Consider the following 26,078-nt stretch of genomic DNA (forward strand, 5'->3'; position numbering starts at 1 on the left):
CCTCACTTTACTTCTTGCCTTCCGGCAGAGGAACGGTGATGGTTACCGCGCCACCGTTCAGGCTAGGCGGCACTCGAGGGTGAAAGTCGGGCCCCTTGATCTCGACCTGGCCCCCATTGCGCATTGGGATGTTCAGCGTAGGTGCGACGCCGAAGGCATTCCCGTGCCCAATAGAAACCTGAGGCTGCGGCTGTACGCGGAGTGGGGGAGGCAGTGGCTTGGTCAGGTCAGGTCTGGACATGGAGGGGAGCGTGTTCGGCTTCAAATCACTCAGGTTCACCGCGAAGGCGGCCTGAGCGCCCGAAAGCATCAGCGAAGCAGCAAGAGCGGCTTGCAGCAGGTTGTGTTTCATGGTGGTCTACTCCTTGGTGGCCTACTGGTTGAAAAGCGACCGCGGGTCGTAGCGCGGATCGGATGAGCTGCCGCGGCCGGTTTGGGCGTTCTCGGCGGCGCGTTGATCGAGGGCTCGGCCCGCAGCGGCGCCGGCCGCTTCTCCCATCTTCTGGCCGGCAACGGCGCCTGCGCTAGCGCCGGCCGCACCGCCAGCGCGGGCGCCAGCGGCGCCACCAGCAGCTGCACCGAGCATGCCGCCGGTCTCGCGGCCGAGCGCCTCCGCTTTGCCGTCATTCGGCTTCGCGCCTGCCATGCCGGCGAACAGTGCTACAGCGATGCCTGCCATAAGCACCCGGATTGAAGTTGCATTCATGAAATTCTCCTTGTGGTTCAGTTGACAGAGGGCTTGAGGTCAGTTGATGAGGATCTCCCAAGGCTTCGGGATCGGCCGCGGCTTCGGGGTGCGCTTGCACGGTTCGAAGATCGAGAGGCATTCGGTGCCAGGCCAGCGCGGCTTCCAGCAAGGGGGGCTCTCCACGAGATCGCAATGAATCGGGTGGAACCCAGGCTTATGCCAGTCCAGTTCCAGGTCCGTGGCCGCCTGGCTCAGGCCAGAGGCGATCACCAAGCCAGCGAAGGCAAGAGCCTTGAGATGGGACATGCGGGTCTCCTTGTCGGGGTTAAGGGGGGGCTCGACCGTTAGTGCCTTGCCCTCACCTCGCACCTCCGACAAAGCAATCGCAAGTAAGACCAGTGGACTCCCTGTCGGATACGAGCGCACTCGGGCAACCTGGGCGAACTCGGACTGAGCAGCGGGCCCCGGTAAGAAGTTGCGAACCTTGTCGGAACTAGGTGCAGAGTGACCTCACGCCACGCCCATGTCGACCAAGACAGCAGTACACAGCGCGTACACAAAGCGCTTCATGCAGCCCAAGCCCGTCGGGATCTTTGGAATCGATCCGAAGACGCGCCAAGCCGCCCGCGACAGCCTGACCGGCAGGGCGCCTGACTTTGAGCCCGTGGTTGCATCACTGGAACAAGCCGAGCACATTGATCAGGACCCGGGTGCGCTGCGTACGCTGGCCGGCGCTCGGCTGATGATGGGTATCCCCGCAGAGAGCCTGCGCCTCCTTCAGCAGGCGGAAGGCGTGCTCAAGGAAGAACTCGGGATCAACTACGCGACGCGGGTGATGAGTCACATCGCGCTCGGAGAGTTGGAGCTTGCGGTCCAGATGGGTCGACAAGCTATCGCTGTCAGCCCGAGGCACTACATGGGCTACGTGAACCTTGGGGCCGCGCTGATCGAACAGGGCGACCCTGAGGGCGCTTTGCAGGTGCTGACGGAACTTCGGACCACATGGCCGGAGGGATTGCAAGACGCCGAACTGCGCGCCCGGGTTCTAGTCGAAGATGGACAATGGGCGTTCGTTCGCGCGGACGCGGCCCATCGGGCACGGCTAGATCAGCTTTTTAACGAACCCTCGGAGGTAACCCCATGAAGTTGCATGCGATGTTCAAACAGAAGACGGTTGCGAGGATCGCCATTGCAGCGCTGGCATTTGCGGCAAGCGCGCAGGTGTTCGCCGGCGGTGTGATTGGGATCTGAGAGAACGCATCCAACCCAAAAAGAGCTTCGCTGATGTCGAAACGATCTTTCCGAACGCAAAGTGAGCTTCGCTTCCGCCAGATGCTGGCTGAGCCGATCTCCGCAGCGACTCGCGACAAGACCAAGGCACTGAACGAGTTCGCCGGCGTTTGGCTGCTGGTCGCTCAGCAGGCTAAGCCCCGGCTCACCCGGTGGGCTCAGCAGGAGATCTTCTTCGGGGTTGACATGGGGCCTGTGCTTGAAGAGGCTGCGGATGACATCATCGAAGCCGCGACTGACGAAGTCCTCAAGCAGGTTTCCGGTGAACCCCAGGATCCCGACTTGGTACTGAACGACAAGGTCGATCTTCCGCTGTTCTTTGCCAAGGTCTGCCGCAAACACAACATCCCGCGCGACTTGCGCAACCGGTTCGTCACGAACCTGACGGATCGCAAGGGCCTTTCCGACTTGAAGTCGGCCTTTCTCCGATCCGGTAGCCGGACCGCCTTTTCGGTGACCCTGGTGCAGCAGACCACGGCCGTGGCGTTGGAGCATCCGCGCCTTGAACGGCGACTGCCCGTCGGGGTGCTTCGGCAGCGCCTGGTTGATGAGGGGCTCCTGGACGAACTGGTCGAAGACCTGTGGCGAGTGCTTCGGGAGGATGGCGCCGCGCGCATCGACCAGCGGCTCGTCAAGAAGGCACGCGCCTTGCATCTGACCAGCGACATCTTCGTTGGCCCCCTAGTTCAGGCGATTGTCTCGTCCAGTGTGCTGGATTCGACCGCCGCGCGCCGGCTCGCGGCTGATGCACTGTTCGCTCTGGAAAACCTTCGGTTTGCCGACGAGATTCAGCCAAGCGCAGCGAGTGAGGATGACGAGAACGCGCCCGAGTACCTGTTCGGGGTGGTACCGTTTGGCTTTACGGACGTCAGTGAGCGTGAGACCTTCTGGCGGCTCATGCCGCGTGACCGCCTTCTGTTGCTGCTCTACCTGCAGCCCTTCGATACCGTGTTCGCCTTCAAAGCGATGGCCCTGGGCGTGCTTGGACAGAAGGACTACGAGTCCCTCCAGGTCGATAGCATTGCGGGGAAGTTGGCCGAGCACCTGGCGAGCGCCTCGTATCGAGGCTGCATGTCTGCTGAAGATCTTGCGCAGCTTTTGGGGCGCAAGGCGACTACGCTCAGCAAGGAGCTGTCCATCTTGCGTGGCGCGTTCAGCGCAGAGGACGATGAGTCGGCGGCGGAGGATCGCCAACCTACGTCCCGTCGGGCATAGCCCCGTTCGGGGCGCAAGGGCCTCAGATGACGATCCTTTCGACCTCGTCCAGGTTGATCTGGTCGGTGCGCCGGTCATAGAGGCCGGTGGTCCTGGCTGACTCGTGGTTGGCCATCTGCTGCGCGATCTCCAGCTTGCCGCCGTTGCGCAGGTACTCGGTGATGCCGGTGGCGCGGAAGCTGTGGCAGCCGATGCGTGTGCGGATGCCGGCCGCCGCGGCGCGTCGCCGCACCATCCTGAAGACATCGGCCTGGGCCATGGGCGTGTCCGACAGCCGGCCTGTGCGGCCGGCTGCAGACCTGAACAGGTAGTCCTTCGCATCACCGAGCTGGGCGCCCTCGATGTACTCGTGCAGCCAGGCCTCCAGGTTGTGGTGGCAGGGCATCTCGTGCTGTTTGCCGCCCTTCTCGTGCAGCCGCACCCAGGTCCGCCGCCCTTGGATGTAGACATCCTCAATGCGCATCTGGATCGCCGCGCCGACGCGCGCGAAGGTGTAGACCATCAGGCCGATGAGCGCGCGGTCGCGCAGGCCGATCGAGGTGCTGGTGTCGATGCGGTCGAGCAGCGCGCGCGCTTCTTCGGCCGATAGCACCGGCGTCTTGCCCTTCTTCACTGAGTGACGCGGTCCGCGAACCGAGCTTGCGGGGTTCGTCGGCATGACTTGGCCGATCACCAACCAGTCGAAGAGCATGCGCAGCGCGGCCAAGCGCTGCTTTACTGATGGGGCGGAACTCTGCAGGCCCTCGATGTAGGCAGCTACGTGTACCGGCTGCACCAGGCGAACGTCGGTGATGCCGTGTAGTTCGCACCAGGCCGAGAAGTCGGCCGCCGCTCGCGCGTACGCTTTGCGGGTGTTGAGGTTGCGGATGCTGACGGCGAAGAACTCGCCCGTGCGCTTGGCGACGGCCGGGCTCGCGGCGTACAGCACTGGCACCTGATGGTGAATGGCGACTTGGTTGACCATGTCGGCGCGTGCCGTCGGCACGAGGGCGGCCGTTTCCATGTCCGCCGGGCTAGTCTTTGTCAGCTTTGCCGTCCATGGACTCTGGCCCAGGGTGCTCGAAGAGCATCAGCTGGAGGTCGATCTGCCTCTTCAGTTGATCCAGCTCGGCAGGGTCCAGCTCGTGAAGGCGGCCAGCAAGCTGCTCCAGCCGCTCTGTGATCTCGGTGGTCTTGGCGGACAGTTCGCGCTCGATGCGCCGCATGGCCAGAAGCTGTGCCCGGGGTGGCCGTGACGTGGGCTTTCTCATGTCTTGTCGATCCCCCAGTTGGTGATCACCGCGGCGATGCGGCGCTCACCGTCAGGTAGCAGCCTGTAGAGGTCGGCACGGCCCCAGCGCAGCGCGTCGATACAAACCAGGGCGTCATCGGACAGCGCCACATCCAGCACGCGCAACTCGAACAAGTCGAACGGGTACCGCTCCCCGTTGTAGGTGCTGGCCAGGAAGCGCGCCACCCTGCGCGCCTGGCCAGTGTCCGACCGCTCGGCCAGCTCGACCAGGCGCAGGTACGCCTGGGCGGCCTTGGCCTGCACCTGCTGGGCCCGCGCTTCCCACTCCTGCTCACGCGCCAGCTGCTTCTCGAACTCGTCCACGGCCTGCCTCCCTGCCTTGCCTATTTATGCATGATAACGTCCTTTATCAATCATAAAAGCAGGAGGAGAAGCCCTTGCTTGCGGCATGGACCAGCTCCTCGGGGAAGAGCGCGGAGCGAACGATTGAAGCAGGCACCGACCGGGCTGGTCGGCAGAAATCTCGGCCTGATTCATCGCGATGTCTGGTAGGGGACTCGCTATTCCTACGTCCCATGGCTGTCAAACAGCGCATCTAGCTGCGGGTTGCTGGTGATCAGCATGACCTTCTTTCGCACGCTCGTCTGGTTGAAGTCCAGACCGACGAAAGCGCCCTTCCCTGCTGCGCCGGTGGCCGCTCGAAGCATCTCGATCCGACCGAAGAGCGCGCCGTGCTGCTCGGCAAACTTGGCAAAGCCAACCGCCTTCTCGAAGTTGTCGCCAAGCGCCGGGTTGTGCGGCTCCAGGATGTCGAAGACGTAGTCGTCGCCGGCCTTCCGAACCACGACCAAGTCAGGGAACATGGGCACGACCTGGCCGCCGGACTCGTACGGAATTTCCAGGCTCCACGGCTGACGATCAACGTTGCGCAACCACGCGACCACGCCACTGCCAGCGGCCAACTCCCGCTTAAGGACCCCTTCCTCCCAGGGCTTCAACTCCGCCCGGAACTTACCGTTGTCCTCGATGTACAGATGTCTATCCCAGACAGGGTCCGACGGCTTGCGCCGGAAGTTGATCGAGTCCGGAAGATGCCAGGGCACGGCCGTGGGCTTCGGCGTCGCCAGGCGCAACCGTTCGTAGTACGTCCTACGGTGCTCGACCAGCTTGCTGATCGCCTTCTTGTGCTTGTCGTACAGCCGGTTGAACTCGGCCTCGGCCAGCGTCTCGATGGCGCTCATGGCGCTCGCCTGGCGCGTCAGGATGATCAGCTCAGTCTTGACCTCGAAGGCATCCCGCTCGCTGTGGGATGTCCAGTAGGTCGTGTGCAAGCCATGGCTCAGCGTCCGCCCGCCTTCCTCGAACTGGCGGTCGATGTCGATGTCAGAGGCCTCGATGGAATACGCCTTCAGAGGAACCCCATCACCACCCTGCACGGCAGTCTGCTTGACCACAACCTCGGCGACAGACTTGTAGACCGCGTCGTACTGCTCGCTCGCCTTGATGGTGGCCATCTGCGCGTTCATCCACGCCACCATCTGGGCCTTGGAGGCTGTCACCGCATCTGCGTCCAGGCCATCCTGCGCCAGGCCGCGCGAGATCGCCATGTAGCGGCGGATCGGGTTTTGCGCCCGCGCCGCGTTGACGCGGTAGGTCACGAGGTCCTCGAAGGCCTTGAACACGTCGTCCAGGCCTGGCCGGCGGTTCAGCACCACCAGGTCGCGTGCAGAGCCGGTTTCTGATGTCGAAGCGCCGTCGGCACCATCTTTATCGTTCAGCAACTTGATGACGGCATCGACAGCATCGCCGTCGAAGTGGGGCAGGAACAGGTGCACGTCGTTGAGCGCTGCCTGGCGCTCAACCCGCCTGGCCAGCGGCGTGCGGACCATGCGTCCCAAGAGCTGGGCGATGTAGGTGTGATCTTCTGCCCGCCGGAACGACATCATCACCTCGGCGCGAGGGCAATCCCAGCCCGTGGAAAGGTTCGTCTTGAAGAGAACCACGCCGATGTTCTTGTCTTCCTCGATGCGCGCCGGATCGACCTTGCGCACGCGTCTCCCGCCGACATCCATGTCGTTGATGTCGTGCATCGCATGCGCCACCTCGCCCTCGTTCAGCCGGCGGCCGATCGCGGCCTCAATGGCGGTGAGCACATCAGACAGGTCGGTCTTCGTGATCTGCTTTTCCGTGCGGTCCTCAACCTGGACAACCAGAATCGGCCAGACCGTCGGTTGCCGATGGCCTTGACGAACTTTCTGAACGCACCCTCGTCTAGCAGGACTGCGAAGTTGGCGCCAGATGGATCAAAGAACGGCGGCTCTGCCGCGCCTCTTGGAAGTTCAGGTCGAGGGCCGACGGCGCCGGCCTTGAGCCACAGCAGCGGCAACACCTCTTTGAAGGCCTGCTTCAGGGCTACCCGATCCTTGTCCAGAAATTCAAGCTTGAAGTACGCCAAGTTCTCGGTGAACCCTGTGCTCATGGGGCGCTTGGCTGCTTCAAGCACGATCTGGGGGCCAAGCAAGTCGTTGACACGCACCTTGGCCAGATCGAAAGACTTCTTGGTCGCCGCTGCGATGTAGAAGTCTGTAATGTGGTCCTGACCGTCTAGGGCGTCTAGCCACTCTTCTGTCACCGATTCGTCGAACAGCACGCTCGCCTTGTGTTCCTCGGACACGATAAACCCAACGCCATCAGTGACGAGCCGCTGCGGTAGCCCAGGGATCATGGCGACGATTTGCTTCTTCTTCGTCTGCGTGTCCAGAACACCAAACCCGAGGTGATAGAAGTTCCGCGGCATCTCGACCTCAACCAGGTCTGAGGTCAAGTAGTCGCCGCTCAGTGGTGTCCCGTCTTCCTTCCTGCCGAGGATGGCGCACCTTGACCTCGGCCATGTGACCGAGCGACAAATGCCTCGTGCTTCCCATGCGTCGTCGCCCGGTCGTGAGCCCTCCGCCAAGAGCGCAACCTCATCCGCGGACGAGACTTCATTGTTGGTGACCAAGATGCAGCTTCGTCGCCCACCATCCGCCGCGTTGAGCAAGCCCAGCGCATGCAGCGTGGTTCCGCTGCCCGCAAAGAAATCGACAACCAGCGCCGAAGGGTTGGTCCCAACGACCGTCGCGAGCGTGTCACGTACGGCGTACAACGACTTCGGAAACTCGAAGCTTCGTGCGCCGAGCATAGATCGCAACAGGCTTGAACCGTACGTTCCCGCATCGTGCTGCGTGCGGTGCCATACCGTCTTCGCCCGCATCCCGGCACCTTGATCTTGGTCAGCGTACTCAAGGATGGCGGGGCCGCCTTCCCATTCGTATCCCGTGATGTTCAGCTCACCCCTCTCGATCTCTGAGATCGGTCCCCGCTTCAGGTAGTTCACTGACCAACTTGTCCTGCTCTCATCAAGGCGGCCGATCTTCACGAACCCCTTTTTCTTGAGTTCCATGAGCTTGGAAGGCTTGACCTGCCAGGTTCCTAGAGCGCCGTCAGAACGAATAGGCCAAGCCTCACGAGTTGTCCTGGGAGGATCGAGGGCATTGAGCTCGCTCTTCTGAAGCTCGCCGCGTTCCACGCGATCAGCCAGCGTTTCGCCAACGCCCAGAATCTCCTTGGTCTCCGGATCGACAAGGATGGGGTAGACCAGGCCGGCACGATCCTTCGGGGAAGCGTTTGTACCTCGTCGCAGCAGACTTGCCCAAGGCGCTTTCTTCTTCTTCTGAGATTTGTCTGTGAGGAAGTCATCCTCGGTCGGCGCGGCAGATGCGGAGCCAAGATAGACGAAGAAGGCGTACTCCTCGACTCGGGCGAGACCCTGCTTCGCAACGCCTCGTGCCGTGATCACTATCGTGATCAGTTGGCGATATGCCTCCGGGAACTCTTGCTCAAGCAACAGACCGAGATGGTGCACCTCGTGCTCATCGATGGTCACGACCAGCACACCCTTTTCAGGGTTCAGCAGGCGCTTCGCGAGCTTGAGCCGGCGCTCCATGAAGGCCAACCACTTTGAGTGCCTCCATCCGTCATTGCTATCGACGTAGTCGTTGTTGTACTTCCAGTCCCTCGCACCCGTGTTGTACGGTGGGTCGATGTAAATGCAGTCCACCTTGCCGGCGTAGAGGTAGTCGAGCAGCTGCAGCGCGTGGAAGTTGTCGGCTTCGATCAGCGTGTGCCACGGCGCTCCGACCTCACCGTTCTGCACCTGGTCCACAGGGACCAGCGCCGGGAAGATCGGCTCTGGGAGGAGTCCGTCCGCGAGAAGAAGTTTGGACTGGTCTTCGAGCCGCATCTGCCCGAGTTGCTGCCTCTACCCAAGGTCAAGCCGCGTCGTGGTGACCTGGTCTGCATGCGCGAGGGATCGTTGAAAGACCTGTGGCGCGTGCGGCGCGTGGCCAACGGCGTTGCCTTCTGCGTCAAGCCTGGCGCAGACGGGCAGGGCGGACCCGTTGATCCGGTTCAGTTCTCGCTCGACGAGCTTCTGGTCGTCCGCCAGTTCGGTGACCTGCCGAAAGCGTTCTCGCTCACGCTTGTCTTCGATCTGCTCGATCAGGTCATGCATGGATGCCAACTTGCGTCCCCTTCTTCGTTTTCAAAGATGTCTCATGCGGTCACCCGTGGGCCAGCTCGACCTTGAGCCGCACGTTCCGGAACGGGACCTCGGGCCGCACCATGCCGCGGGGGCCGCGATGCAGTCGGACCAAGCCGTAGCGCTCCATGGTGCGCAGGGTGCGCGACAGGTTGCCGGTGGTGCGGCCGGTGGCCGTCGAGAGTGCCAGGATGGATTCCGGCCGCTCCTGGTGGATCACCTGCAGGAGCGATCGGTTCTTGTTCGAGAGCACCTTGGCGAAGCTCTCGGGCGAGGGAAACCAGACTTGAGGGTCGTCGGGTTTGGGCTTGAGCTCGCCCTTGGCGATCGCCAGGGTGCGCGCCTTCATCTCTTCGTAGGAAGCGATGCCGATGTTCAGCGTTTTCATGACCAGACTCCTTGTTCGCGCATGACCGCCTCGACCTCCGACCAGAAGTCCGCGACGAGGGCGGCGGCGTCGCGGTACGCATAGGGCTTGACGGTCCGGTGGCGGTGCCGATGGTCGGTCGCCCTGCCCTTCTGGCCTTTGACCTGGTGAGCGTTGTCGAAGCCGACTAGGCGCTCACCGTCCGGGGCATGCAGGGTCATCGTGTAGTCGAGGCCATGCGGCTTCTCAGGGCTCACAGGGATCTGCGTCACCACGAACCGGACCCAGTACCCAGCCGCGTCAATCACCAGCACCTGGCCGTTCAGGTCGAGCAAGGTGTCTAGGGAGTGATCGCGCTGCGTCATCTTCTATGAGTATCACATACTCATAGTGTCTGGCAACAGGTCGATGTTCCTTGGCTCGGGCCTCTTGAGGGACCTCCGAAAAAATGCACTTGAAGCCGCGAGCTCGCTCCTCGGACACTGTCGTCATCGCAACAAAGAACCAGGAGATCTACATGACCGACCTCGAACCGACCACCCTCTTCATGCTCGCCGCGCTGGCCCCAAGTGTCCTGCGGGCCCTGCGCAAGGTTCCCTTCTCGATCCGGATCGTGGTCAAGGCGGGGCGCGGGTGACGACGTGGCCCCGTCGCACGGTGCCCGGGAACGGACTCGAAGCGGCGTCGCCCATGTCCTTCGTCACCAGGCGCACGGTTGGTCGTGCTGTGGTGGCCAGGAGAGGACTCGAACCTGCGACGCCTGTGGATAGCTATCGGCTAGCTGCAAACATCATCGGGCCCGAAACATCCCGGGGTCCGGGGCAGCGCCCTGGGTTGTGCCAGAGCCGCGGAACAGATCGAGGAACAAAAAGGGGCCGCCGAAGCCGCCCCGTGTCACGTCAGCGTCTGGCTGCCGGTCAGCGAACCTTGTCCTTCGGCGGACAGGGATCGTTGCCGTAGCTGTTGCTGTTGCGGATTTGGCCATTCGGTCGATGGATCACGACCTCGACCTGTTCGCGCTTGGCCTGGTTGCGGGCCAGCTCGAAGGCCTCGCGTTGCGTGTCGGCCGTGCGGCCGACGCGCTCCGCGCCTTCCTTGCGCGTGGCCCATCCGCCGTTGTGCGGAACCACGTGGATGTCTTTCTTCGTCATCTGGATGAATTCCTGGTGGTGTTCAAGCGAAGCCGGCCAAGCCGTTGCGTTTGACGCGGCCGTTACGTGCTTGTTAGGGGCGGCCCGTAGGCACCGCTTCAACAAGCTGCTTAAACTACCCACCTGCAGGCTGGGCAACGGCCTGCAGGCAGGTAGGCTGGATCAAACTCTCCTCCGGACGGGTGCTAACCGCACGATCTCTCCTCTCTGTCAGCTCAAGCCCGCTGACGTGGGCGCCCTGGTTGGGGGCTAGTTGCATCTGAAGACCCGAGTGCGCTGCAACGCCTCGGGTCTTCGCCTTTGTGGGGCGGGGATTACGCGATCAGTCTAGCAATTCGACAAACGGCTGCAGCACCCAGAACAGCACCCATGGTTAGCTGCTATCCGGTCCTGCACTTCATGAGCTTATTACGAGCGATCACTATATCTGGGGTATCAGGGGGTCACAACCCACTAGCGGTAGCGTCCAACGTTACGTTACGGGGCTCCGATCCCATGAGAGCTTCGCTTTGCCTGGTGTGGGGCTTCTCTCGTGCGACGGGCGTTGTTCAAAGCGCATCTTGGGCGCCTCTTCAGCCTGGATTGGTCGAAGTCCGAGCCGGGGTCAGGCTTTCGGTGACACGTCCCCGGTGGTCACGCTCTCACCGGCGCGGCAGCCGCCCAGTCCGCCAGCCCTTGGTTATGACCTGGCCATCGGTGCTCTCCACCTTGTAGGCGTGCAGGTAGCGGTCGAAAAGGCCGGCCGCGTGCCGGCCGAGGGCGCGCTCCATGCGGCGACGACTGGCGTGGCTGAAGTAGACGCGGATCGCGCCGTGGCCGTCGTGTTGCTCCTCGCCGAACTCGTCAAGCAGGCGGTCGACGAGCGGCGGGATCGCGCGTTGCTGGGCGCGGACCTGGGCGTGCTTCGTACTCATGACGAACTCGGCTTGCCGAGCGGCACCAGCAAGTCGTCGAGCGATGACCGTTCGCGCTTCTGGGCCTCGCTTCCGGGGATCCAGCTGTCCGGGTAATAGACGTTCAACCCGCGCAGATCGACGTCTTTGAACTTGTCCTCTGGGAAGAGCACGGTGTAGATGCTTGACACCGGCATGGGGACACCGGCGAGTGACTTGCGGACCGAGATGAGCTCGCCCTCCGGATTGAGCCAGCTGTCGACTCCGATCCGGTCGGCTTCTAGTCGCAATGCCTCGCGCATTGGCCAGAGCGGGTTGATCTCTTGGTCAAGCGGAAAGAAGACACCGTCGACGAACGCCGAGTCCCCGCGGAACTGCTCAAGGATCTCCGCCCGCCAGGCGGGATCGTCGAAGTACAGCGTGTCGATGATCTTCGGTGAACCTGCGAGCAGCAGGAAGAGGCGGTTGAAAAACGCGTCGCGCACGATGTTCTTGCGGCGGCAGATGTCGTTCAGTCGCTCGATGAGTGCGGGATCCAGCGTCAGGCTGACGAGCTTGCGATCCAGCGTGTCTAGCCGTTCGGCGACGTACTTCTGGGCCGCCGGCGAGTTCGCGATCGTCACTTCCTGATCAAGCTCCGGCAGCTCCACTTCGAGCACCTTGTTGAGATAGGCGTCGCGCCGCAGGCATGCGGCCTCGATCTTTTCGGTGAGCTTGTCGTTGATCGGTCGCCAGATCTGGACGGAGATCTTGGGAGCAGATCTCAGGGGTTTTGTGGCCATAGCGCTCTTTCGCTTGCGTGGTGACTGCAGTCTACGCCGCTTGCCGATTGGCAAAGAATATCTGACGACGTCAAAAGGCTAAAGCAGATGGCGCAATATGGCGCGCCCCTCGGGCCGTTGGCCCCAGGGTCGGGCTCTATCCGCCTGGCGGCGGACCAGGCCCGCGGTCCTGGCCGGTCGGTGACGATCCCTCGCGCGAACAGCCTGCAGGGCAGTGCGCGGACGCACCCTGCCCTGCTCTCCCCACCTTGGTTGCCGCCAACGTGGGGCCCCCGGATTCAGGTCCCCTGAAGACCGCCAGGGCGGACTTCGGGGCCCTTAAGCGAACGCGCCTTCTGCCGCCGCGCCTGACGCTCCCCAAGCCAATCATGGGCCCGGATCTGAGGACACGGAAACGCGTCAGAGGTGCCGCCGGACCGCCCTCCCCTGCCTTCCAAGCCACCAGATACCTTGATAATCCTTATTATCACAGTAGTGGATTTAGGCCGACAAACCCCCTCGTTTTGGGGCAAACTTCGAGAACCTTGTTCAGCGACAAGCACTTGGGCACCCTCGAAGGAGCTCCCTCCTGCGAGCGCCCCTCGAGCCCAGTCGTGCCGGCTTCTCACCCCATGAGCACCGAAACCCCTCGCCTCAGCCACGCCCACATGGCCTACGTGCGCTGCTGGGCAGAGGGACTCGAACTGGTTCCTGCTTGGAACCGCTATCTCTACGTGAACGGTGCCGGCGACGCGAGGCGCGCCCGAAGCGAGCTCAGGCGCCTGCTGGACGAACTGCGCGCCCTGGCCAGAGCCCACGGTAGGCCGGAGATCGCGGCCCTCCTGCGCAGGGATCCCGAGGCCATTCCCGACGGCACGGGCTCTCGGATCCCGACGCTGGAGGAGTTCGCAGCCGATCAGCCGGCGGATTTCTACAGCGAGGCTGAGCTGATCGCGTTGCACCAGGAGCGGTACGGGTCTGCGGACGCACGCAGTGCGGCGCGGCGGCGTCAGCGGTTGCGGGAGCGGCTGGTTCAGGCAGTTCAGTGGCTCACGAGCGTCGGCGCACGAGCTCCCTCCCCTGACGATGCGGCGAGCGCCTGGCTGGACGAGCGTGTGGCGCGCCGCCTCGAGGCGGTTGGCATCCTGACACTGCGGGATCTCGTCTTATGGATCAGGACGAAGGGATTCCACTGGTACCGCCACATACCGAAGGTCGGCCCGGAAGGAGCGTCTCGCGTGGTGCGTTGGATCCGCGAGCACGAAGACTCCCTGGGCGCGCTGCCCTCGCCGGCACTCGCGCCGCTATCGCAGATCGATACAGTCGCCCTGACTCCGCCGCCTCGTGTCGGAATCGTTCCGCTGGAACGATTCCGGCCACCAGCCGAGCGCGATGGGTCGAGAGGCACGAACCGCGCATCACCCGACCGCTGCAAGGTGGCCGCGTCGAACGACTACGAGGCGATCCAGGCCTGGCTGCGGTTGCGCGTGGAAGGTACTCACACCTGGCGCGCGTACCGAAAGGAGGCCGAGCGCTTCCTGCTGTGGGCCGTCATCCAGCGGCGGAAGCCGCTGTCTTCGCTGGACGGCGACGACTGCGTCTCCTACCGAGACTTCCTGGCCTCGCCTGGTCCCGAATGGACCGGCCCCAGGAACGCCCGGCGATGGTCGGAAGCGTGGCGGCCGTTCGAGGGAGCGTTGTCGGTGCGCTCGCAGTCGACCGCCATGACCATCGTGCGATCGCTGTGTGAGTGGCTGGTGCGCCGGCACTACCTGGACTCGAACCCCTGGGACGACGTACCGGCACGCCCAGATGCACCGTCGATGCCGCAGCTGCGGGCGCTCTCGCGGAAGCAGTGGCAGCTGGTCCAGGAATGGATCCACGACGAATTGGTCTCGGCGCCCTCCCCTGCCCTTCACCGGCTGAAGTTCATCCTGGACTTCGCCTACATGACCGGAATGCGGCTGGCAGAGCTTGCGTCGGCCGAATTCGGATGGCTTCGCCACGAACAACTGGACGATGGCGAGTGGGTCTGGTCGATCATGGTTCTGGGCAAGCGCAAGAAGTGGCGTGAGGTGCCCTTGCCCGATCCGGCAGTGGAAGCTCTACGGGCCTATCTGCGGTCGCGCGGACTCGATCCGGATCTCCTCGCCAACGACCCGAAGGCCCCTTTGGTCGCCAGGCTTGGAGAGGAATCCCCGCTCTCGGCGGCGCGGATCTACGAGATCCTGGCGGCCGGGTTCGAGCGGTGCGCCAACCACGTTCTGGCGACGGACGGACGGGCCGCCGACCAGATCCGCGCGGCATCGACCCACTGGCTTCGACACACGTACGGGTCGCACTCGGCGGCACGCGGCGTCCCACAGGACGTGTTGCAGGCCAATCTCGGCCACGAGAGCCTTGCCACGACATCGATCTACGTCCGCGCAGAGAAGGCGAGACGCCATCGCGCCGTCCGTGATGCCTTCGGCGATGGCGAACCAAGGCCGGACTGAAGGCTGGCGCAGCGTGCGGATCGTCGGTGTGTCCTTCCCGGAACACCTGGCCATCGATGTCAGGTTCGAGGACTCGTCACACCTCAGGATCCGTTTCGACCCACAGCGCCTGCGCGGAGACCAATCGAGACTGCTCGACGTGTCCGAGTTCTTCCGTGCGGCGCTCGCTGGGGGGACGGTCGTCTGGCCTTGCGGCTACGCTGTGGACGCGGATGTCGCGCGGATCAAGGCCGACGAGGGACCGGAGTGGGTGCCGCTCTGACGGGTCGGATCGCCATGCGAGTGGCAACCCGGTTGCCAACCCCGAATGCAGCGCGCCGGCGAGCTATTCCTCGATCGAGCGGGCGATCGCTTCCAGCAGCTTCTCCAGCTTCTCCTCCGGGACGACACCCGGTGCCAGTTCGACCGTCACCCGCCCTGCCCCGTCCCTGCGCCAGCTGCCCACCGACTTGCCACCGACCTTCAAGGTCGTCGGCTTTGCCGCCGCAGGCTCTTCCGTACGACCGATCAGCGCCTCGACGACCGCCGCCGGGGCCAGCCGCTTCCCCTGGAGCCTGAGCTTTTCCGCACGCCTGAGTACGCCCTTGCGGTCGACCTCGAACGCGCTGGCGATGAGTTTCGCGTGACGATGCTGGATCTCGATGGGGGTCCTGAAGCACTCGATGACCGGAGGTGGCAGATCGGCCACCAGGAGGACGTTGGCAACCCAGGTGTGCGAGACCCCCAGTGCCTCTGCGAGCCGCCGATTGGATGGGTACAGCCCTGCATCGAGCGCCCGCCTGTACATCGTGCCCTGCTCGAACGGAGAAAGATCCGCGCGCTCGCGGTTTTCGCGGTCCATCGCCGAGAAGAGCTCGTGGTCGGTGAATGGCGCCGTCTCGACCATGGCCAGGACAGGAAGGCCGAGTTCGCTGCAGGCCCTGTGGCGCCTGTGGCCGAACACGATTTCGTATCGCCCGGCCTGTTCCGGCAGCGGCCGCACAGCGATCGGCTGCACATTGCCTCCGGCGACTTCGATGTCCTGCTTCAGTCGCAGGAAGTCCGCGTTGCCGAAGGAGTCCGCATGGCGGTTCGCCCAGCGGCTCGGGACGATGCACGCCGGGTCCAGCTTGCGGGTCGGTACAGACCCCTCGTGCTCCTTCAGTCGCTCGCGAAGCTTGCCGAGCTCACCTTCCACCGCCAGCATCTGCCCCCGGAACTGCAGCATCTGGCCAGGCCCTGTCTTCGCCGACGGGCTCGGCACGGCGGGTGGGAATCGGGTCTGCGCTTCGGCCGCAGCCCCAGCTTGGCCTGCTTCGACCGCCGGCCGTCCTTCCGCGGGGGACGGCGCCTGCGCGCTGGCCGGAATCTCGGGAGGCAATTGCAGGCCCTCTGTCACTGCAAGCAGCTTCGATTTCGTGCTCATTCCCCTGCCCCTCCTGACTGGCAACCTGGTTGCCACGAACCATGTTCAGCTCGCGCGTGGTGCATCTTCATCTGCCTTGCCCTCCGCCGGCGCGTCGAGCCCGCCAGGACTCGACGGCCGACTCCTCGACCAGATCCACGAACCGGTCGTACGCATCGACGGCCCGCTTGTAGGTCTTCGCGGATCCGTCGTACTTCTGGACGTCGTAGACCGTGGCGAACTCTGCGGCCTTGTTGCTGGTGACCGAGGTCTTGGGAATCTCGACGGGAAGCACGAACTCGCCGTAAGTCGCCTGGATCCACTGCCTGACCGCAGGTGCTGCGGCGTCGGCCTGGTCGACGCGGCTGAGGAGCACGTGGAGGAAGTCGAACACCTTCCGCGCGCCGCCCTTCTCCTGCTGATCCAGGTTGCTACCCAGATCGGCGAGAAGACTCCAGAACTGAGACGAACTGGCGAAGTCCAGTCCGGAAGGAGGGACCGGAACAACGATGCCGTCCGCCGCCCAGAGCCCGTTGATCGTGACGTAGGACAGCGATGGCGGCGTGTCGATGATGATGATGTCGTAGAGGTCCCGCACGGGCTCCAGACCGGCATTCAGCACGTCCCAGAAACGGAACGTGGGATCGTTCATCTGGCGAGCCGGCAGAGCGAATTCCGCAGAGAACAGGAATGGCGCCGCAGCAACGAGATCCAGGCCATCCCAGTACGTGGAGCGGATCGCGGGGGTGATGTCGCCGGTCTCACCGGAACAGAGCGGCGCGACCGTCATCTCCTCGCTCACCTCGGCCTCCGGCAGCAGCCCGTTGAGCGTCGTGAGCGAACCCTGGGGATCCATGTCGATCGCGAGCACCCGGTGCCCGCGAAGGCTCAGCCCCTGGGCGAGGATCATCGCGCTCGTCGTCTTCGAAACCCCACCCTTGAAGTTGGCGACGGCTATGCAGATGGCTCTCTGGCCGGCGGGTCGCATCTTCTCGCTTCTGTAGGTACGACTCCATCGCCGCACCTCCGGCAGACTGAACTCACGCTTGCCGCCCGTCGGCGTCAGTTGCCCGACCGGAAGATCACCCTTCGAGATCCGGTAGTTGACATGCGCCTTGTCGACGCCGCACAGCGTTGCCACCTGCGACGCCGAGTAGAGAGGCGAGACCTTCTTGGCCTCGGGCGCCAGCAGGCGGCCTCGGATCTGTTCCACCATGCTGGTTGCACGGTTCGCAAGGGCCTGGATGCGCTGGATGTCGATCAGCGCGCGCGGAGCGACCGATGATGTGGAGGAGGGCGTGGCAACCTGGTTGCCAGGCCTGCTCACCTGTGTCGCTGAATCAGCCGTTGTCGCCAAGATTTCGCCTCGTTCGATGCTTTTCGGCAAGTGTACCGAAAACCGTCGAATCGCTGCAAAATGGGCGATCCGTCTGAGACCGACGGAGTGTGAGACTCTTTGGGAACCCCGAACTCAGCGACGCCTGACGCGACCCTCAACTGTGAGAGCTTTTGGGGATCTTGGGAGCTGGCAGGGCGGCTTCGGAGAGCCGATCTTTCGGTCGTACCAAACTACGCCGGTGAATTGCTGCAAATTTGTGCATTTTGGTGCGACCAAACTGGCCTGTACCCCAAGTCCACTCACCGACATCCCCAAAAAACCTCCGCATCGACGCCGCCGCACCCCAAGTCCACTCCGGGAGGTCCCCAAGAAGTCTCCGGAACATCCCCATATCCACTCGCTCCTCTGGCGCCAAGTGACTGCCGGACAACGCTTTTTCCGCCCCTACAACTCTTCAATCTCTCAAGTGTGATCTTCAAGATAGCAAGGCGACCTTGCGGCCGCCCGTGGTCTACTGTGATTTGACACACTCACAATACCAAGCCAAGATGGCATTCCGCTAGTTCTCTAAGTCGCGCTGATGGAGTCGGATCCAGAAGACCAAGTGCCGCCCCACGGTGGAAAGAGACGATCCAGATCCGCAGCTGTTGCGACGCGTCCTGACGAACAGTCCGTCGCGAAAGCGAATGAAGCCATTGCCATCAGGCCGAAGCGTGGAAAGCTGACGTTGCTGTCGAGGCGGATCTACAACGTCTTCCTCTATCACGCACAGCGGCAAGGGGTCGACAACCCCGCGTACACCATCAACCTCGCGGAGTTGATCGGCGACGCGCGATTCACGTCGAACAACACCGAGCTGCTCAAGTCGCACATCCGCGACATGCAGGCAACCACCATCGAGTGGCACACAAGCTCGGGCGCAGCCCGGAAGTGGACATCGACTCAGCTGCTCGGGCCTGTCGTCATCCATGAGCCTGGTCGTGGCCAAGCGTGCACGATCACCTGGACATACCCCGAGCCGATACGCGAGCAGCTCCTCAAGCCTGCCCAGTACACACGCGTGCTGCTGGAGATCAGTTCCCAGATGCGCAGCTACGCTGCCGCCGTGTTGTACGAACTGGGGGCGCGGTACCTGACGTCGCCAGGTCGAATCACGATGCGGGAGGATGTGATCTGGTGGGCCTCCGTGCTCACCGGCCGCAGCGACATCGAGAAGGTCGACTACCGGATCCTGCGACGCGACACCATCAAGAAGGCGCTCGTCGAACTCGACACGTTGTGCGAGGACTTCCGTATGGAGGTCGTCGAGCACAAGCGAGGTCGGAAGGTCGAGGAGCTCCAGTTCCGGATCATCCCCAAGCCGCAGGCCAGTCTCGACGGCATGAAGGACCCGACGAAGAACGTGTTCGACCTCCAGCTGGTCGAGCGCTTGATCGCCCTCGGGATCAAGCGTGCAGATGCGCAGGATCTGTACGCAGTGACCGACGAAGGTGTTCTTCGTGCGACGGTCGAGCATGTCGAGCAGCGCATGAAGAGTCAGACGCTACCGGAACTCAAGTCGCCCGCTGCCTATCTGCGGGACGCACTGAAGAAGCAGTACGCGGGTCATGGAGAGGACAGTGACAAGCCGGTGGAGAGACCGGCCCCCGCGCCGAGCGTCACCGAGAAGCTCCAGCAGCTGCGCGACGAGTGGCAGCATGCAAGAACCAACAGGGCACGTGAGCTGTTCAGCGAAATGACAGAGAGTCAGAAGTCCGAGCAGTTCGCGAAGTTCGAAGCGGAAAAGCTGGACAAACTCGCCACGCCGATCGCCAAGGCCTGGCGCAGGGATGGCGTCAAAAGCCGCGTGGCGTCAAGCACCTTCTATCGCTGGTTGGCTGAATCTCTCTGGCCCGGCGAAGTAACTGCGGAGCAACTCCTGGAATTCGCCGTTACTCGCCAAGGTTGAGCACGCAAAGAAAACCCCCCGGCACCAGTGTGTCGGGGGGTTTGGGGGTGGGTCTGTGCATGTGAGTGCACGTTTCGTTGCGCTGCAACGATTCGCCACAGGTTGGAGCAGACGCTCCGTCATGGTGAAATGATTCACCGGCTCAGATCATGCTCCGAGCAAATACACCTTCCTGCTCGATCCTGTACTGGTCGAGTCACACCGTGCCATTGGTGCGGTGAGCCTTGCCTTTCTGCTTGGCTGGCAATGGTTGAACAATATCCAATTTGGATGACGGTACTCGGTTCTCTGCAGCACTGCAGCCAACCGATCAAAGAACAAACCCGAGGTGCCACCCTCGGAGGTCGATCAGGCGCCAACCTGATCGACCTGAACTCGCTGTTGCGAGTTGACTCTCTCACTCACTGGCTTTCAACCAGCGCTCTTTCGCACGGTTTTGGCTTTCGATACTCCCGCGGACCACATCGGTTCAGCCCTTGGTTTCAAACTCTACTTGCCAAATCTCCTTGACTTGTGCCTCGATGGTGCCACCCATCTCTGTCGGCCGTCAGTCATTCCCACGTTAGTCACATGCTACTGCGTGTCAACACGCCGCCACTCTCCAGATCGAGTCATCGCTACGCTTACCCATTAGTCGGCCATGCCGGTTTATCTGGTTTCAGTACCGCGAGATTCCAAAGCCGGTTACTTACCCGACTCGATCCTTCTTCAAGTTACCGATTATGTTTCTGCAAAACACAACGGCTTGTTGACACTCCAGACAGCATCCTCTACGGATGCCGTTAGACGGTTAAGCTATCACCGACCCTGCGTTTCTGCAGGTGCCGCTACCGGTTTCCCGGTCAGGTTCAATCGCACAAAACCACTTGTGCTCCCTCACGCTCACACTTCTGCTGCGTGGCTGATACCATTTCTGGATACCCTGAGCCCTCGTCTCTGGTACACGTCACCCTGTTGCCACAGGTGCCGTGAGCAGGCCATTTCCTGCTTTCGCTACATGACAGGTCGCAATCGACATTTCCTTCGGTGCGCCGGTTCCGTGTCGCCCAAACTCAAACCGGGATACCGGTTTCGAGTGAGTCGAAGAAGGCATTTCAGCCTTCAGCGCTCAGCGTAGCGGACCGAGCTCAATTACAAGCAGTCCGCTTCACCGTGCTAACTACTGACTGGCGGTCAGCAGCTGTGGCGCATCCGCGCCTTGCGCTTGAGGGAGAGGGCTTGGCGGCCCCCACCCAACTGTGTCTGAGTGAGAGGCTTGGCTAGCCCGAAGGGAAGTGTGGGTCGATGACGCTTGACTGTCAAATCGAAGCTTGGAATCTCTTTCTATCCGGTTCCAGTTTGATCGGCCCGATCTTTTATGTTCGGTATCCAAGGTTGACCGATTCAAGTTGCAGAAGGCCATGAAGCTCTCATGGTCTTTCGGGATCGATCGATGCCGTAGCGAATTCAGGCGGGCGGTCGATCAAAAATGTCGGCGCAGACTTGCCTGTTATTGCTTTTTGCTGGCTAGGATGTTCGGCATGACAAGCAATCGTGACCCGGCGCCCGACGTCTTTGTCTTCACGAAGAAGACCGCCTACATGCAGAGAATCAGCGACTTGGTTCGCACCGGGCATTCTTCCTTTGTGCAGGGACGGATCAGCTTCGACAAGGCTCAGGCGCTGGTCAAGAAGTTTGAACAACGATATTCGATTTCGAGGAACAAGCTTGAGGCGTCGCGAGCACGGCGGGTTGGTCTATCTTCAACTCGGTTGCTGCTTCTGCATCAAGATGGGCAGGCCGAACTGGACTGGATACTCCTGCACCATCGTGGAGACGAACCGGATACCCAGGAGAAATGGCGTGACGCGATCTCTGATCGCGTCAACGTGACCGGCTACGAACTGGTGCGGTTGACCAAGCCTGCTGAGCCGCGACCGGTGTGGACTTGGCGCTATACCAGAATTCGATGCGATGATTTACGGAACGAGTTTATCGAATGCATCCGCCAGCGTAGGCAACGTGATCTGGAACAGTTGATCCACACGACTTGGCGGAGCCCTGGATTTCATGGGGTGCGAGAGCAGGTCAAAAAGCTCCGGGAACTCATCAAGGGTGAATGGAAGCGGAGCCGCGGTTCCAAAGAGGAGCTCCCCGCCATTCCGGAGCGAATCGGGTATTTGCGGCGCATTCCAGATGTCGGTTTGAAATTGAGTGCTTTGAGGAGAAAGATCCTGATTGAGCAAAGCGGAAAGATTCAAGGCTCGACGGCGCCTAGTAAGTCCTTTGGAACCAAACCTCAAGCGCGGCCAGAAGATGAGGTGAACTTTTTTGACTTTGTCGGCGGAGACGTGCTGATCACCGAATTGGACACAGGGACTGTCGCCCTTCTCGAGGCGGTGGTCGCTCGTCGCCTACGCGAGCTGGCGGCCGATGCTGCCAAGCAGGCTCGCGCACGTGAATGGTTGATCGGGTTCCTAGACTGGCCTCAGCCGCGCTACAAGTGCAGCCGGCCGGCTGATGTGATTCAGGACAAGCGCGCACTGGCTGAAGTTATCAAGGATTTGAGCGGGCTGTCTATCGAGTGTTTCTAGCCAGCTTTGGATTTTGTTAGGAGAGGGTTGCTGCCGCGATCTATTGAGTCGGCCTTGCAAAGCACTCAAACTCTTGTTTTTCAATGGCTTTCGGGTGAATTCGAATGGTTGGAACTCCCGGAATTCAATTCAATGAACGGCAGTTCTGGGAGATCGAGGACAGCTGCCGATGGCCACCGACGACTTCTTCCGCGCACGGCTGGATCAGATGATCGACCTGCGCCACCCGCTGGCGGTGCTGGCCATGCGCATGCCGTGGTCGGACATCGAGGCCGCGCTGGCGCCGGCGTTTGCGCATCGCGATCGCAAGGGTCGGGTGGTCGAGGGTGCAGACATGTTCGGCCCGACGCTGGCGGTAGCCGGCGCGGGCGTGAGCAACGCCGGCAGGCCTCCGCTGCCGATCAGGCTGATGGTGGCGCTGCTGTATCTGAATCACGCCTACAACGAGAGTGACGAGTCCCTGGTCGAGCGCTGGGCGCAGGACGTGTACTTCCAGTTCTTCAGCGGGCAGGTCTACTTCGAGCCGCGGCCGCCTGTGACCCAGCGCAGATCAGCCGTTTCCGGCGCGTGCTGGGCGAGGCCGGCGTCGAGCAGTTGCTCAAGACCACCATCGAGGCGGCGGTGGACATGGGCGCGGTGAAGAAGACCGAGTTCGAGCGCGTGATCGTCGACACCACGGTGCAGTGCAAGGCCATCGCCCACCCCACCGACAGTCGGCTGCTGGAAGTCGCCCGGGACAAGATCGCCCGCCTGGCCAAGCGCGCCGGCATCCAGCTCAAGCAGACCCACGAGCGCGAAGGCCGTACGCTGCGCCGACGCGCGGGTGGCTATGCCCATGCCAAGCAGTTCAAGCGCCTGCGCGGCGTGCTCAAGCGCCAGCGCATGATCCTGGGCCGGCTGCTGCGCGAGGTGCGGCGCAAGATGATCGGCCTGAACGACGAAGCCCGCGTCCGGCTCGACACCTGGGTGCAGCGCGCCGCGCGCATCCAGCAGCAGCGGCCCAAAGACAAGAACAAGCTGTACGCGCTGCACGCCCCCGAGGCCGAGTGCATCAGCAAGGGCAAAGCCAGAATTCCGTACGAGTTCGGCGTGAAGGTCAGCCTGGCGGTCACGCACCAACACGGGCTGATGGTGGGTGCGCGCAGCTTCCCCGGCAACCCGTACGACGGCCACACGCTGGCCGCGCAGATCGAGCAGACCAACACCCTGCTTCAGGACATCGGGATGAAGCCGCGCACGGCGATCGTGGACCTGGGCTACCGGGGCGTGGACAAGGATCTGGCGCCCGTGGAGGTTGTCCACCGCGGCAAGGCCAAGTCGCTCACGCCCAGGCAGAAGTCCTGGCTGCGCCGGCGCCAGGCCATCGAACCGTTGATCGGGCACGCCAAGGTCGATCACCGCATGTACCGCTGCTGGCTCAAGGGGGCGCCGAGGGCGACGCGTTGCACGCGGTGCTGTGCGCGGCAGGCTTCAACATCCGCTGGCTGCTGCGGGCCATCGCGAAGATCGGGCTGGCGGCCCTTTTGTTGGCCCTCACCTGGCTGGCGGTGTTCTTCGCCACCCTGGCACGGTCGGCGCTCAGATCGCCACAGGGCTCGGCAACTTGATCACCGGACAGTCACTGCCCCTCGCCGCGTTGCTGGTCCGGCGGGAAACGGATTGCGCAAGCCCGACTAGATACGCCAGCCAGTAGCCGGCTGTGTGTCCCCAGGACTTCTGTCGCCCTGGGAACCATGGCGGGCTCAAGTGCCATCTTCAATGCCTGCGGCCACCGGCTGCAGCGGCAACACACTTCTCGCGCCTGTGGAAGGGTGCTTCCCTGGGCCAAACGTTGTCGCGAGCCCGCCTCCAGCAACGTCCTTCCTGGCTGCCGGCTGGCGAACAGTGCCATCAACAATGCCCGGAAAGGCGTCAGCGAATGCCGCCGGACTGCCGACAGCGAGGCATGCCGGCTTCGTTCGCCACTGGTCAGCCTGGTGACGGGTAATCCACCGGCAAAAACGCCTCGGCCTCAGCCAACAACTCGGCCCCGCTCATGCCGAGCGCCCTCGCGATCTTCAGCACGGCCGCGAGGGTCGGCATGTGCTCGCCGCGCTCGATTTTGCCGGCGTGAGATCTCTCGATCTTGGCCAGGTGCGCCAGCGCCTCCTGGGCCACCCCGCGCCGCGTTCTGGCGGCACGGACGGCGGCGCCGAAAGCGCCGGCCAGAACCGGATCAGCAGTCTTTGATCCAGGTGGTCGGCCGCGCCGAACAGAAGAAGCTTCTTGCATGGACAAGAGGCTCCGGCTTGATCACAATAAAAGCCACGTTTTCTTTAACGCCTATCCGCATGGCTGATCTACTTCTTCTGATCCACGGCTTGATGAAGATTGGCCTGGTGATCGGTGTCATGGTGCTGGTGGCAACTTGGCCAAGGCGTAGCTCTGCTTCCGGGACTGCCGCCCACCAAGGCGGCCTGCTGTGCGCGGGCCTGGTCGATGTGCCGACAGCGAATCGCTACGTGCACACCACCGCAAGCGCGAAGAGTAGCGAGTTCGACGATGACGCGTTTGCCGGAGCGGGCACCTTGCTGGAGCCTATCGGCCCACTGGCCACCATCGCATCGGAAACCGACCCACCGTGGCCAGACCCCTTGTCCCGAACCCATGAAGACAGGTGGATGGATTCGAACTCCGACAGGTTTGAGCCGGCCTTCAACATCGACGGCACCATGATGCTGGGCGACTTCGATGCGAACGGCAACATGTACGGCGTGACCGACAGCCACTTTGACTCGTGGGACAGCGCCACGTCGTCGATATGGGACGACTGACCTTGTGTCTCGGCAGGTCAGGGCTTCAGCAGCTCGTACGGCTCGACGCCCAGCGCGATCGCCAGCTTCTCGATGTTGTCCACTGAGATATTCCGCACCTGGCGCTCGACATGCGCCACGAAGGTCCTGTGCAGACCGGCCTCGAAGGCCAAAGCCTCCTGGGAAAGCTCCCGAGTCCGGCGCAGCGAAACCAAGTTTGCCGCCAGCAGGGCACGCGCACTGACCCTCTTCTCCGACTGACCTGACGCTGCTGGACCCATTCGCGCCAGTCTCTCGACATGATGCTTTTGCGTCAGCCGTGTTTAAGTCACAATTTTCGGAGCGACAGGGTTCGCACAACAGGGAGAAGCATGAAGACTTTCAGCCGGGCGGCGGGCGTAGCCCTTCTAGCCATCCTTGCGCTGCAAGGATGCGCCATCAATCCATCAGTGTCTGCCGGAAGTTCGATCGAGGAGTTCGCTCGAGGACTCAACGGCAAGCGGTACATGCTCGATGTGAGCGGGGGATCGAGCTGGGTTCCCAGCATGTCGGGAGCGCCAGTAGCACCAAATGACTTTCCAAAGGGATTCGTGGTTGCGTTGGCGCCTGCCGAAGAGCACTGTAGGCGTGGCGGTGGTACGCCAAGCTTTGCGGCGATCGACGCACCATTTCCCCGGGGTCGGTTGCCCGTACACCTGCTGTGCGCGCGTGAAGCGAAAACGCTTTGGCTCTTTGAGCTGCAGTATGTCGATGCTGAGTTCTCATCGAATCGTACCCACTGGATCGCAACCGTTCTCACCCGGACGCTGCCAACCGAGCAGGCCGATGTTCGCCTTCGCGAGCTAGACGCTAGGGCGGAGGCCGCGGACAAGGCTGCCGCTGCGCAGAGAGCGCGCCAGGCCACGCTCGAACAAGAACGCCAGCAGCGCGCAAGGGCTCAAGAGGCTGAGGCCCAGCGGCTAGCCGCTGAGTGGCCGGCGCGGGTCGCTGCCTTCCAGGCCAACCTAAAAGCGGGTGACCGGTTTCAGTGGGCCAGCGCGCCAGGAGGAGGTGGTCCCTACGTCGGCATGGTGGTGCGGATCGAAGGCGTGATGGCCTTCGTCCAGTTCGACAACCTGACGATCAGCGGCCAGTCGACCAGGTACCTGCCGAAAGGCGAACTGGAGCCCTTTGATGGCCCGACGCCGGCTTGGCGCCGGTCGATCGACTGAGGTAGCAGCCCTGATGGTTTGCGCATTCTTGCGCTGCTGATGTTCGTTGGTTGCTGCTGGTACGACGGGTACGACGGCTCAAGATCTGAAGTTGCCCCGCTTTCGCGGACACCTTACCCTTCAACCATGAGAAGGTGTCCGTGAAAGCAGGGCAACCTCAC

The 26,078-nt window shown here is 62.7% G+C and carries 26 protein-coding genes and 1 pseudogene; 9 read left to right on the plus strand and 18 right to left on the minus strand.

Features of this window, described 5'->3' with window-relative positions; genetic code table 11:
- Nucleotides 1–7: 7 nt before the first annotated feature.
- From ENE75_RS23875 to ENE75_RS23885, 3 genes are read right to left on the minus strand one after another with little or no spacing between them, the layout of a single operon-like run.
- Nucleotides 8–352: a hypothetical protein gene (locus ENE75_RS23875; RefSeq protein WP_128201451.1), complete on the minus strand. Its 345-nt coding sequence runs from the start codon at nt 350–352 to the stop codon at nt 8–10.
- A 21-nt stretch (nt 353–373) separates the two neighbouring features.
- Entirely contained in the window at nt 374–706 is a 333-nt protein-coding gene (locus tag ENE75_RS23880) for a hypothetical protein (RefSeq protein ID WP_128201453.1), read from the minus strand.
- A gap of 39 nt (nt 707–745) precedes the next feature.
- Entirely contained in the window at nt 746–994 is a 249-nt protein-coding gene (locus tag ENE75_RS23885) for a hypothetical protein (protein WP_128201456.1), read from the minus strand.
- Nucleotides 995–1,211: 217 nt separating this feature from the next.
- Between ENE75_RS23885 and ENE75_RS23890 the strand changes: the two genes are divergently transcribed.
- Together ENE75_RS23890 and ENE75_RS23895 are read left to right on the plus strand one after the other, a co-directional pair.
- Nucleotides 1,212–1,832 carry a tetratricopeptide repeat protein gene (locus ENE75_RS23890; protein WP_158289077.1) on the plus strand — a complete coding sequence of 207 codons (621 nt, stop codon included), beginning with the start codon at nt 1,212–1,214 and terminating at the stop codon, nt 1,830–1,832.
- A gap of 140 nt (nt 1,833–1,972) precedes the next feature.
- A complete protein-coding gene (locus ENE75_RS23895; protein WP_158289078.1) occupies nt 1,973–3,193 on the plus strand; it encodes a hypothetical protein in 1,221 nt (406 codons plus the stop codon).
- 22 nt (nt 3,194–3,215) lie between these two features.
- On the opposite strand, the gene ENE75_RS23900 is transcribed toward ENE75_RS23895, so the two are convergent.
- The 11 genes from ENE75_RS23900 to ENE75_RS23950 form a co-directional block, all read right to left on the minus strand.
- Nucleotides 3,216–4,196 (minus strand): tyrosine-type recombinase/integrase, encoded by a 981-nt coding sequence (locus ENE75_RS23900; protein WP_233259258.1) that lies wholly within the window; start codon nt 4,194–4,196, stop codon nt 3,216–3,218.
- A gap of 10 nt (nt 4,197–4,206) precedes the next feature.
- A complete protein-coding gene (locus tag ENE75_RS23905) occupies nt 4,207–4,443 on the minus strand; it encodes a hypothetical protein (RefSeq protein ID WP_158289079.1) in 237 nt (78 codons plus the stop codon).
- On the minus strand, nt 4,440–4,787 hold the full coding sequence (locus ENE75_RS23910) for a DUF7673 family protein (protein WP_128201464.1): 348 nt from the start codon (nt 4,785–4,787) through the stop codon (nt 4,440–4,442). The genes ENE75_RS23905 and ENE75_RS23910 overlap by 4 nt, the downstream gene beginning before the upstream one ends.
- A gap of 203 nt (nt 4,788–4,990) precedes the next feature.
- Nucleotides 4,991–6,577 (minus strand): hypothetical protein, encoded by a 1,587-nt coding sequence (locus ENE75_RS23915; RefSeq protein ID WP_128201467.1) that lies wholly within the window; start codon nt 6,575–6,577, stop codon nt 4,991–4,993.
- Nucleotides 6,538–8,706 carry a site-specific DNA-methyltransferase gene (locus ENE75_RS23920; RefSeq protein WP_128201470.1) on the minus strand — a complete coding sequence of 723 codons (2,169 nt, stop codon included), beginning with the start codon at nt 8,704–8,706 and terminating at the stop codon, nt 6,538–6,540. Before ENE75_RS23920 ends, ENE75_RS23915 begins: the two co-directional genes overlap by 40 nt.
- 18 nt (nt 8,707–8,724) lie before the next feature.
- Nucleotides 8,725–8,976 (minus strand): hypothetical protein, encoded by a 252-nt coding sequence (locus ENE75_RS23925; RefSeq protein WP_128201472.1) that lies wholly within the window; start codon nt 8,974–8,976, stop codon nt 8,725–8,727.
- 49 nt (nt 8,977–9,025) lie between these two features.
- A complete protein-coding gene (locus tag ENE75_RS23930) occupies nt 9,026–9,391 on the minus strand; it encodes an HVO_A0114 family putative DNA-binding protein (protein ID WP_128201475.1) in 366 nt (121 codons plus the stop codon).
- Complete coding sequence (locus ENE75_RS23935) at nt 9,388–9,735, minus strand: toxin-antitoxin system TumE family protein (RefSeq protein WP_128201477.1); 348 nt, start codon at nt 9,733–9,735, stop codon at nt 9,388–9,390. The genes ENE75_RS23930 and ENE75_RS23935 overlap by 4 nt, the downstream gene beginning before the upstream one ends.
- Before the next feature lie 552 nt (nt 9,736–10,287).
- Nucleotides 10,288–10,521, minus strand: coding sequence for a DUF2188 domain-containing protein (locus ENE75_RS23940; RefSeq protein WP_128201479.1), 234 nt, complete (start codon nt 10,519–10,521; stop codon nt 10,288–10,290).
- Between the two features lie 641 nt (nt 10,522–11,162).
- A complete protein-coding gene (locus tag ENE75_RS23945) occupies nt 11,163–11,435 on the minus strand; it encodes a hypothetical protein (RefSeq protein ID WP_128201481.1) in 273 nt (90 codons plus the stop codon).
- The gene (locus tag ENE75_RS23950) at nt 11,432–12,196 is read right to left on the minus strand and encodes a hypothetical protein (RefSeq protein WP_128201483.1); all 765 of its coding nucleotides are present in this window, start codon (nt 12,194–12,196) and stop codon (nt 11,432–11,434) included. Before ENE75_RS23950 ends, ENE75_RS23945 begins: the two co-directional genes overlap by 4 nt.
- A gap of 611 nt (nt 12,197–12,807) precedes the next feature.
- Between ENE75_RS23950 and ENE75_RS23955 the strand changes: the two genes are divergently transcribed.
- Together ENE75_RS23955 and ENE75_RS23960 are read left to right on the plus strand one after the other, a co-directional pair.
- Nucleotides 12,808–14,670: a site-specific integrase gene (locus ENE75_RS23955; protein WP_158289080.1), complete on the plus strand. Its 1,863-nt coding sequence runs from the start codon at nt 12,808–12,810 to the stop codon at nt 14,668–14,670.
- Nucleotides 14,648–14,932 carry a hypothetical protein gene (locus ENE75_RS23960; RefSeq protein ID WP_128201487.1) on the plus strand — a complete coding sequence of 95 codons (285 nt, stop codon included), beginning with the start codon at nt 14,648–14,650 and terminating at the stop codon, nt 14,930–14,932. Before ENE75_RS23955 ends, ENE75_RS23960 begins: the two co-directional genes overlap by 23 nt.
- 63 nt (nt 14,933–14,995) lie before the next feature.
- Here ENE75_RS23960 and ENE75_RS23965 read toward each other — a convergent pair whose 3' ends face one another.
- Together ENE75_RS23965 and ENE75_RS23970 are read right to left on the minus strand one after the other, a co-directional pair.
- Nucleotides 14,996–16,075: a ParB/RepB/Spo0J family partition protein gene (locus tag ENE75_RS23965; RefSeq protein WP_233259259.1), complete on the minus strand. Its 1,080-nt coding sequence runs from the start codon at nt 16,073–16,075 to the stop codon at nt 14,996–14,998.
- Between the two features lie 67 nt (nt 16,076–16,142).
- Entirely contained in the window at nt 16,143–17,381 is a 1,239-nt protein-coding gene (locus ENE75_RS23970; RefSeq protein ID WP_128201500.1) for an AAA family ATPase, read from the minus strand.
- A gap of 592 nt (nt 17,382–17,973) precedes the next feature.
- Here ENE75_RS23970 and ENE75_RS23975 point away from each other — a divergent pair.
- The 3 genes and pseudogenes from ENE75_RS23975 to ENE75_RS23985 all read left to right on the plus strand — a co-directional run bounded on the left by ENE75_RS23975 (nt 17,974) and on the right by ENE75_RS23985 (nt 23,521).
- Nucleotides 17,974–19,341, plus strand: coding sequence for a replication initiation protein (locus tag ENE75_RS23975; RefSeq protein WP_128201502.1), 1,368 nt, complete (start codon nt 17,974–17,976; stop codon nt 19,339–19,341).
- A gap of 1,520 nt (nt 19,342–20,861) precedes the next feature.
- Entirely contained in the window at nt 20,862–21,914 is a 1,053-nt protein-coding gene (locus ENE75_RS23980; protein ID WP_128201504.1) for a hypothetical protein, read from the plus strand.
- 169 nt (nt 21,915–22,083) lie between these two features.
- Nucleotides 22,084–23,521 (plus strand): annotated as a pseudogene (locus tag ENE75_RS23985) (IS5 family transposase).
- A gap of 361 nt (nt 23,522–23,882) precedes the next feature.
- On the opposite strand, the gene ENE75_RS23990 reads toward ENE75_RS23985, so the two are convergent.
- The gene (locus ENE75_RS23990; protein WP_128201507.1) at nt 23,883–24,185 is read right to left on the minus strand and encodes a helix-turn-helix domain-containing protein; all 303 of its coding nucleotides are present in this window, start codon (nt 24,183–24,185) and stop codon (nt 23,883–23,885) included.
- Here ENE75_RS23990 and ENE75_RS23995 point away from each other — a divergent pair.
- The gene (locus tag ENE75_RS23995; protein ID WP_199232407.1) at nt 24,140–24,727 is read left to right on the plus strand and encodes a hypothetical protein; all 588 of its coding nucleotides are present in this window, start codon (nt 24,140–24,142) and stop codon (nt 24,725–24,727) included. The two genes, ENE75_RS23990 and ENE75_RS23995, sit on opposite strands and share 46 nt — an antisense overlap.
- 17 nt (nt 24,728–24,744) lie before the next feature.
- Here ENE75_RS23995 and ENE75_RS24000 read toward each other — a convergent pair whose 3' ends face one another.
- Nucleotides 24,745–24,921 carry a helix-turn-helix domain-containing protein gene (locus tag ENE75_RS24000; protein ID WP_233259260.1) on the minus strand — a complete coding sequence of 59 codons (177 nt, stop codon included), beginning with the start codon at nt 24,919–24,921 and terminating at the stop codon, nt 24,745–24,747.
- Nucleotides 24,922–25,077: 156 nt separating this feature from the next.
- Here ENE75_RS24000 and ENE75_RS24005 point away from each other — a divergent pair, with 156 nt between their 5' ends.
- Nucleotides 25,078–25,917: a hypothetical protein gene (locus ENE75_RS24005; RefSeq protein ID WP_128201513.1), complete on the plus strand. Its 840-nt coding sequence runs from the start codon at nt 25,078–25,080 to the stop codon at nt 25,915–25,917.
- Nucleotides 25,918–26,078: the final 161 nt, after the last annotated feature.

This window comes from Rubrivivax albus (genome assembly GCF_004016515.1).
Classification (GTDB): Bacteria; Pseudomonadota; Gammaproteobacteria; order Burkholderiales; family Burkholderiaceae_C; genus Rubrivivax; species Rubrivivax albus.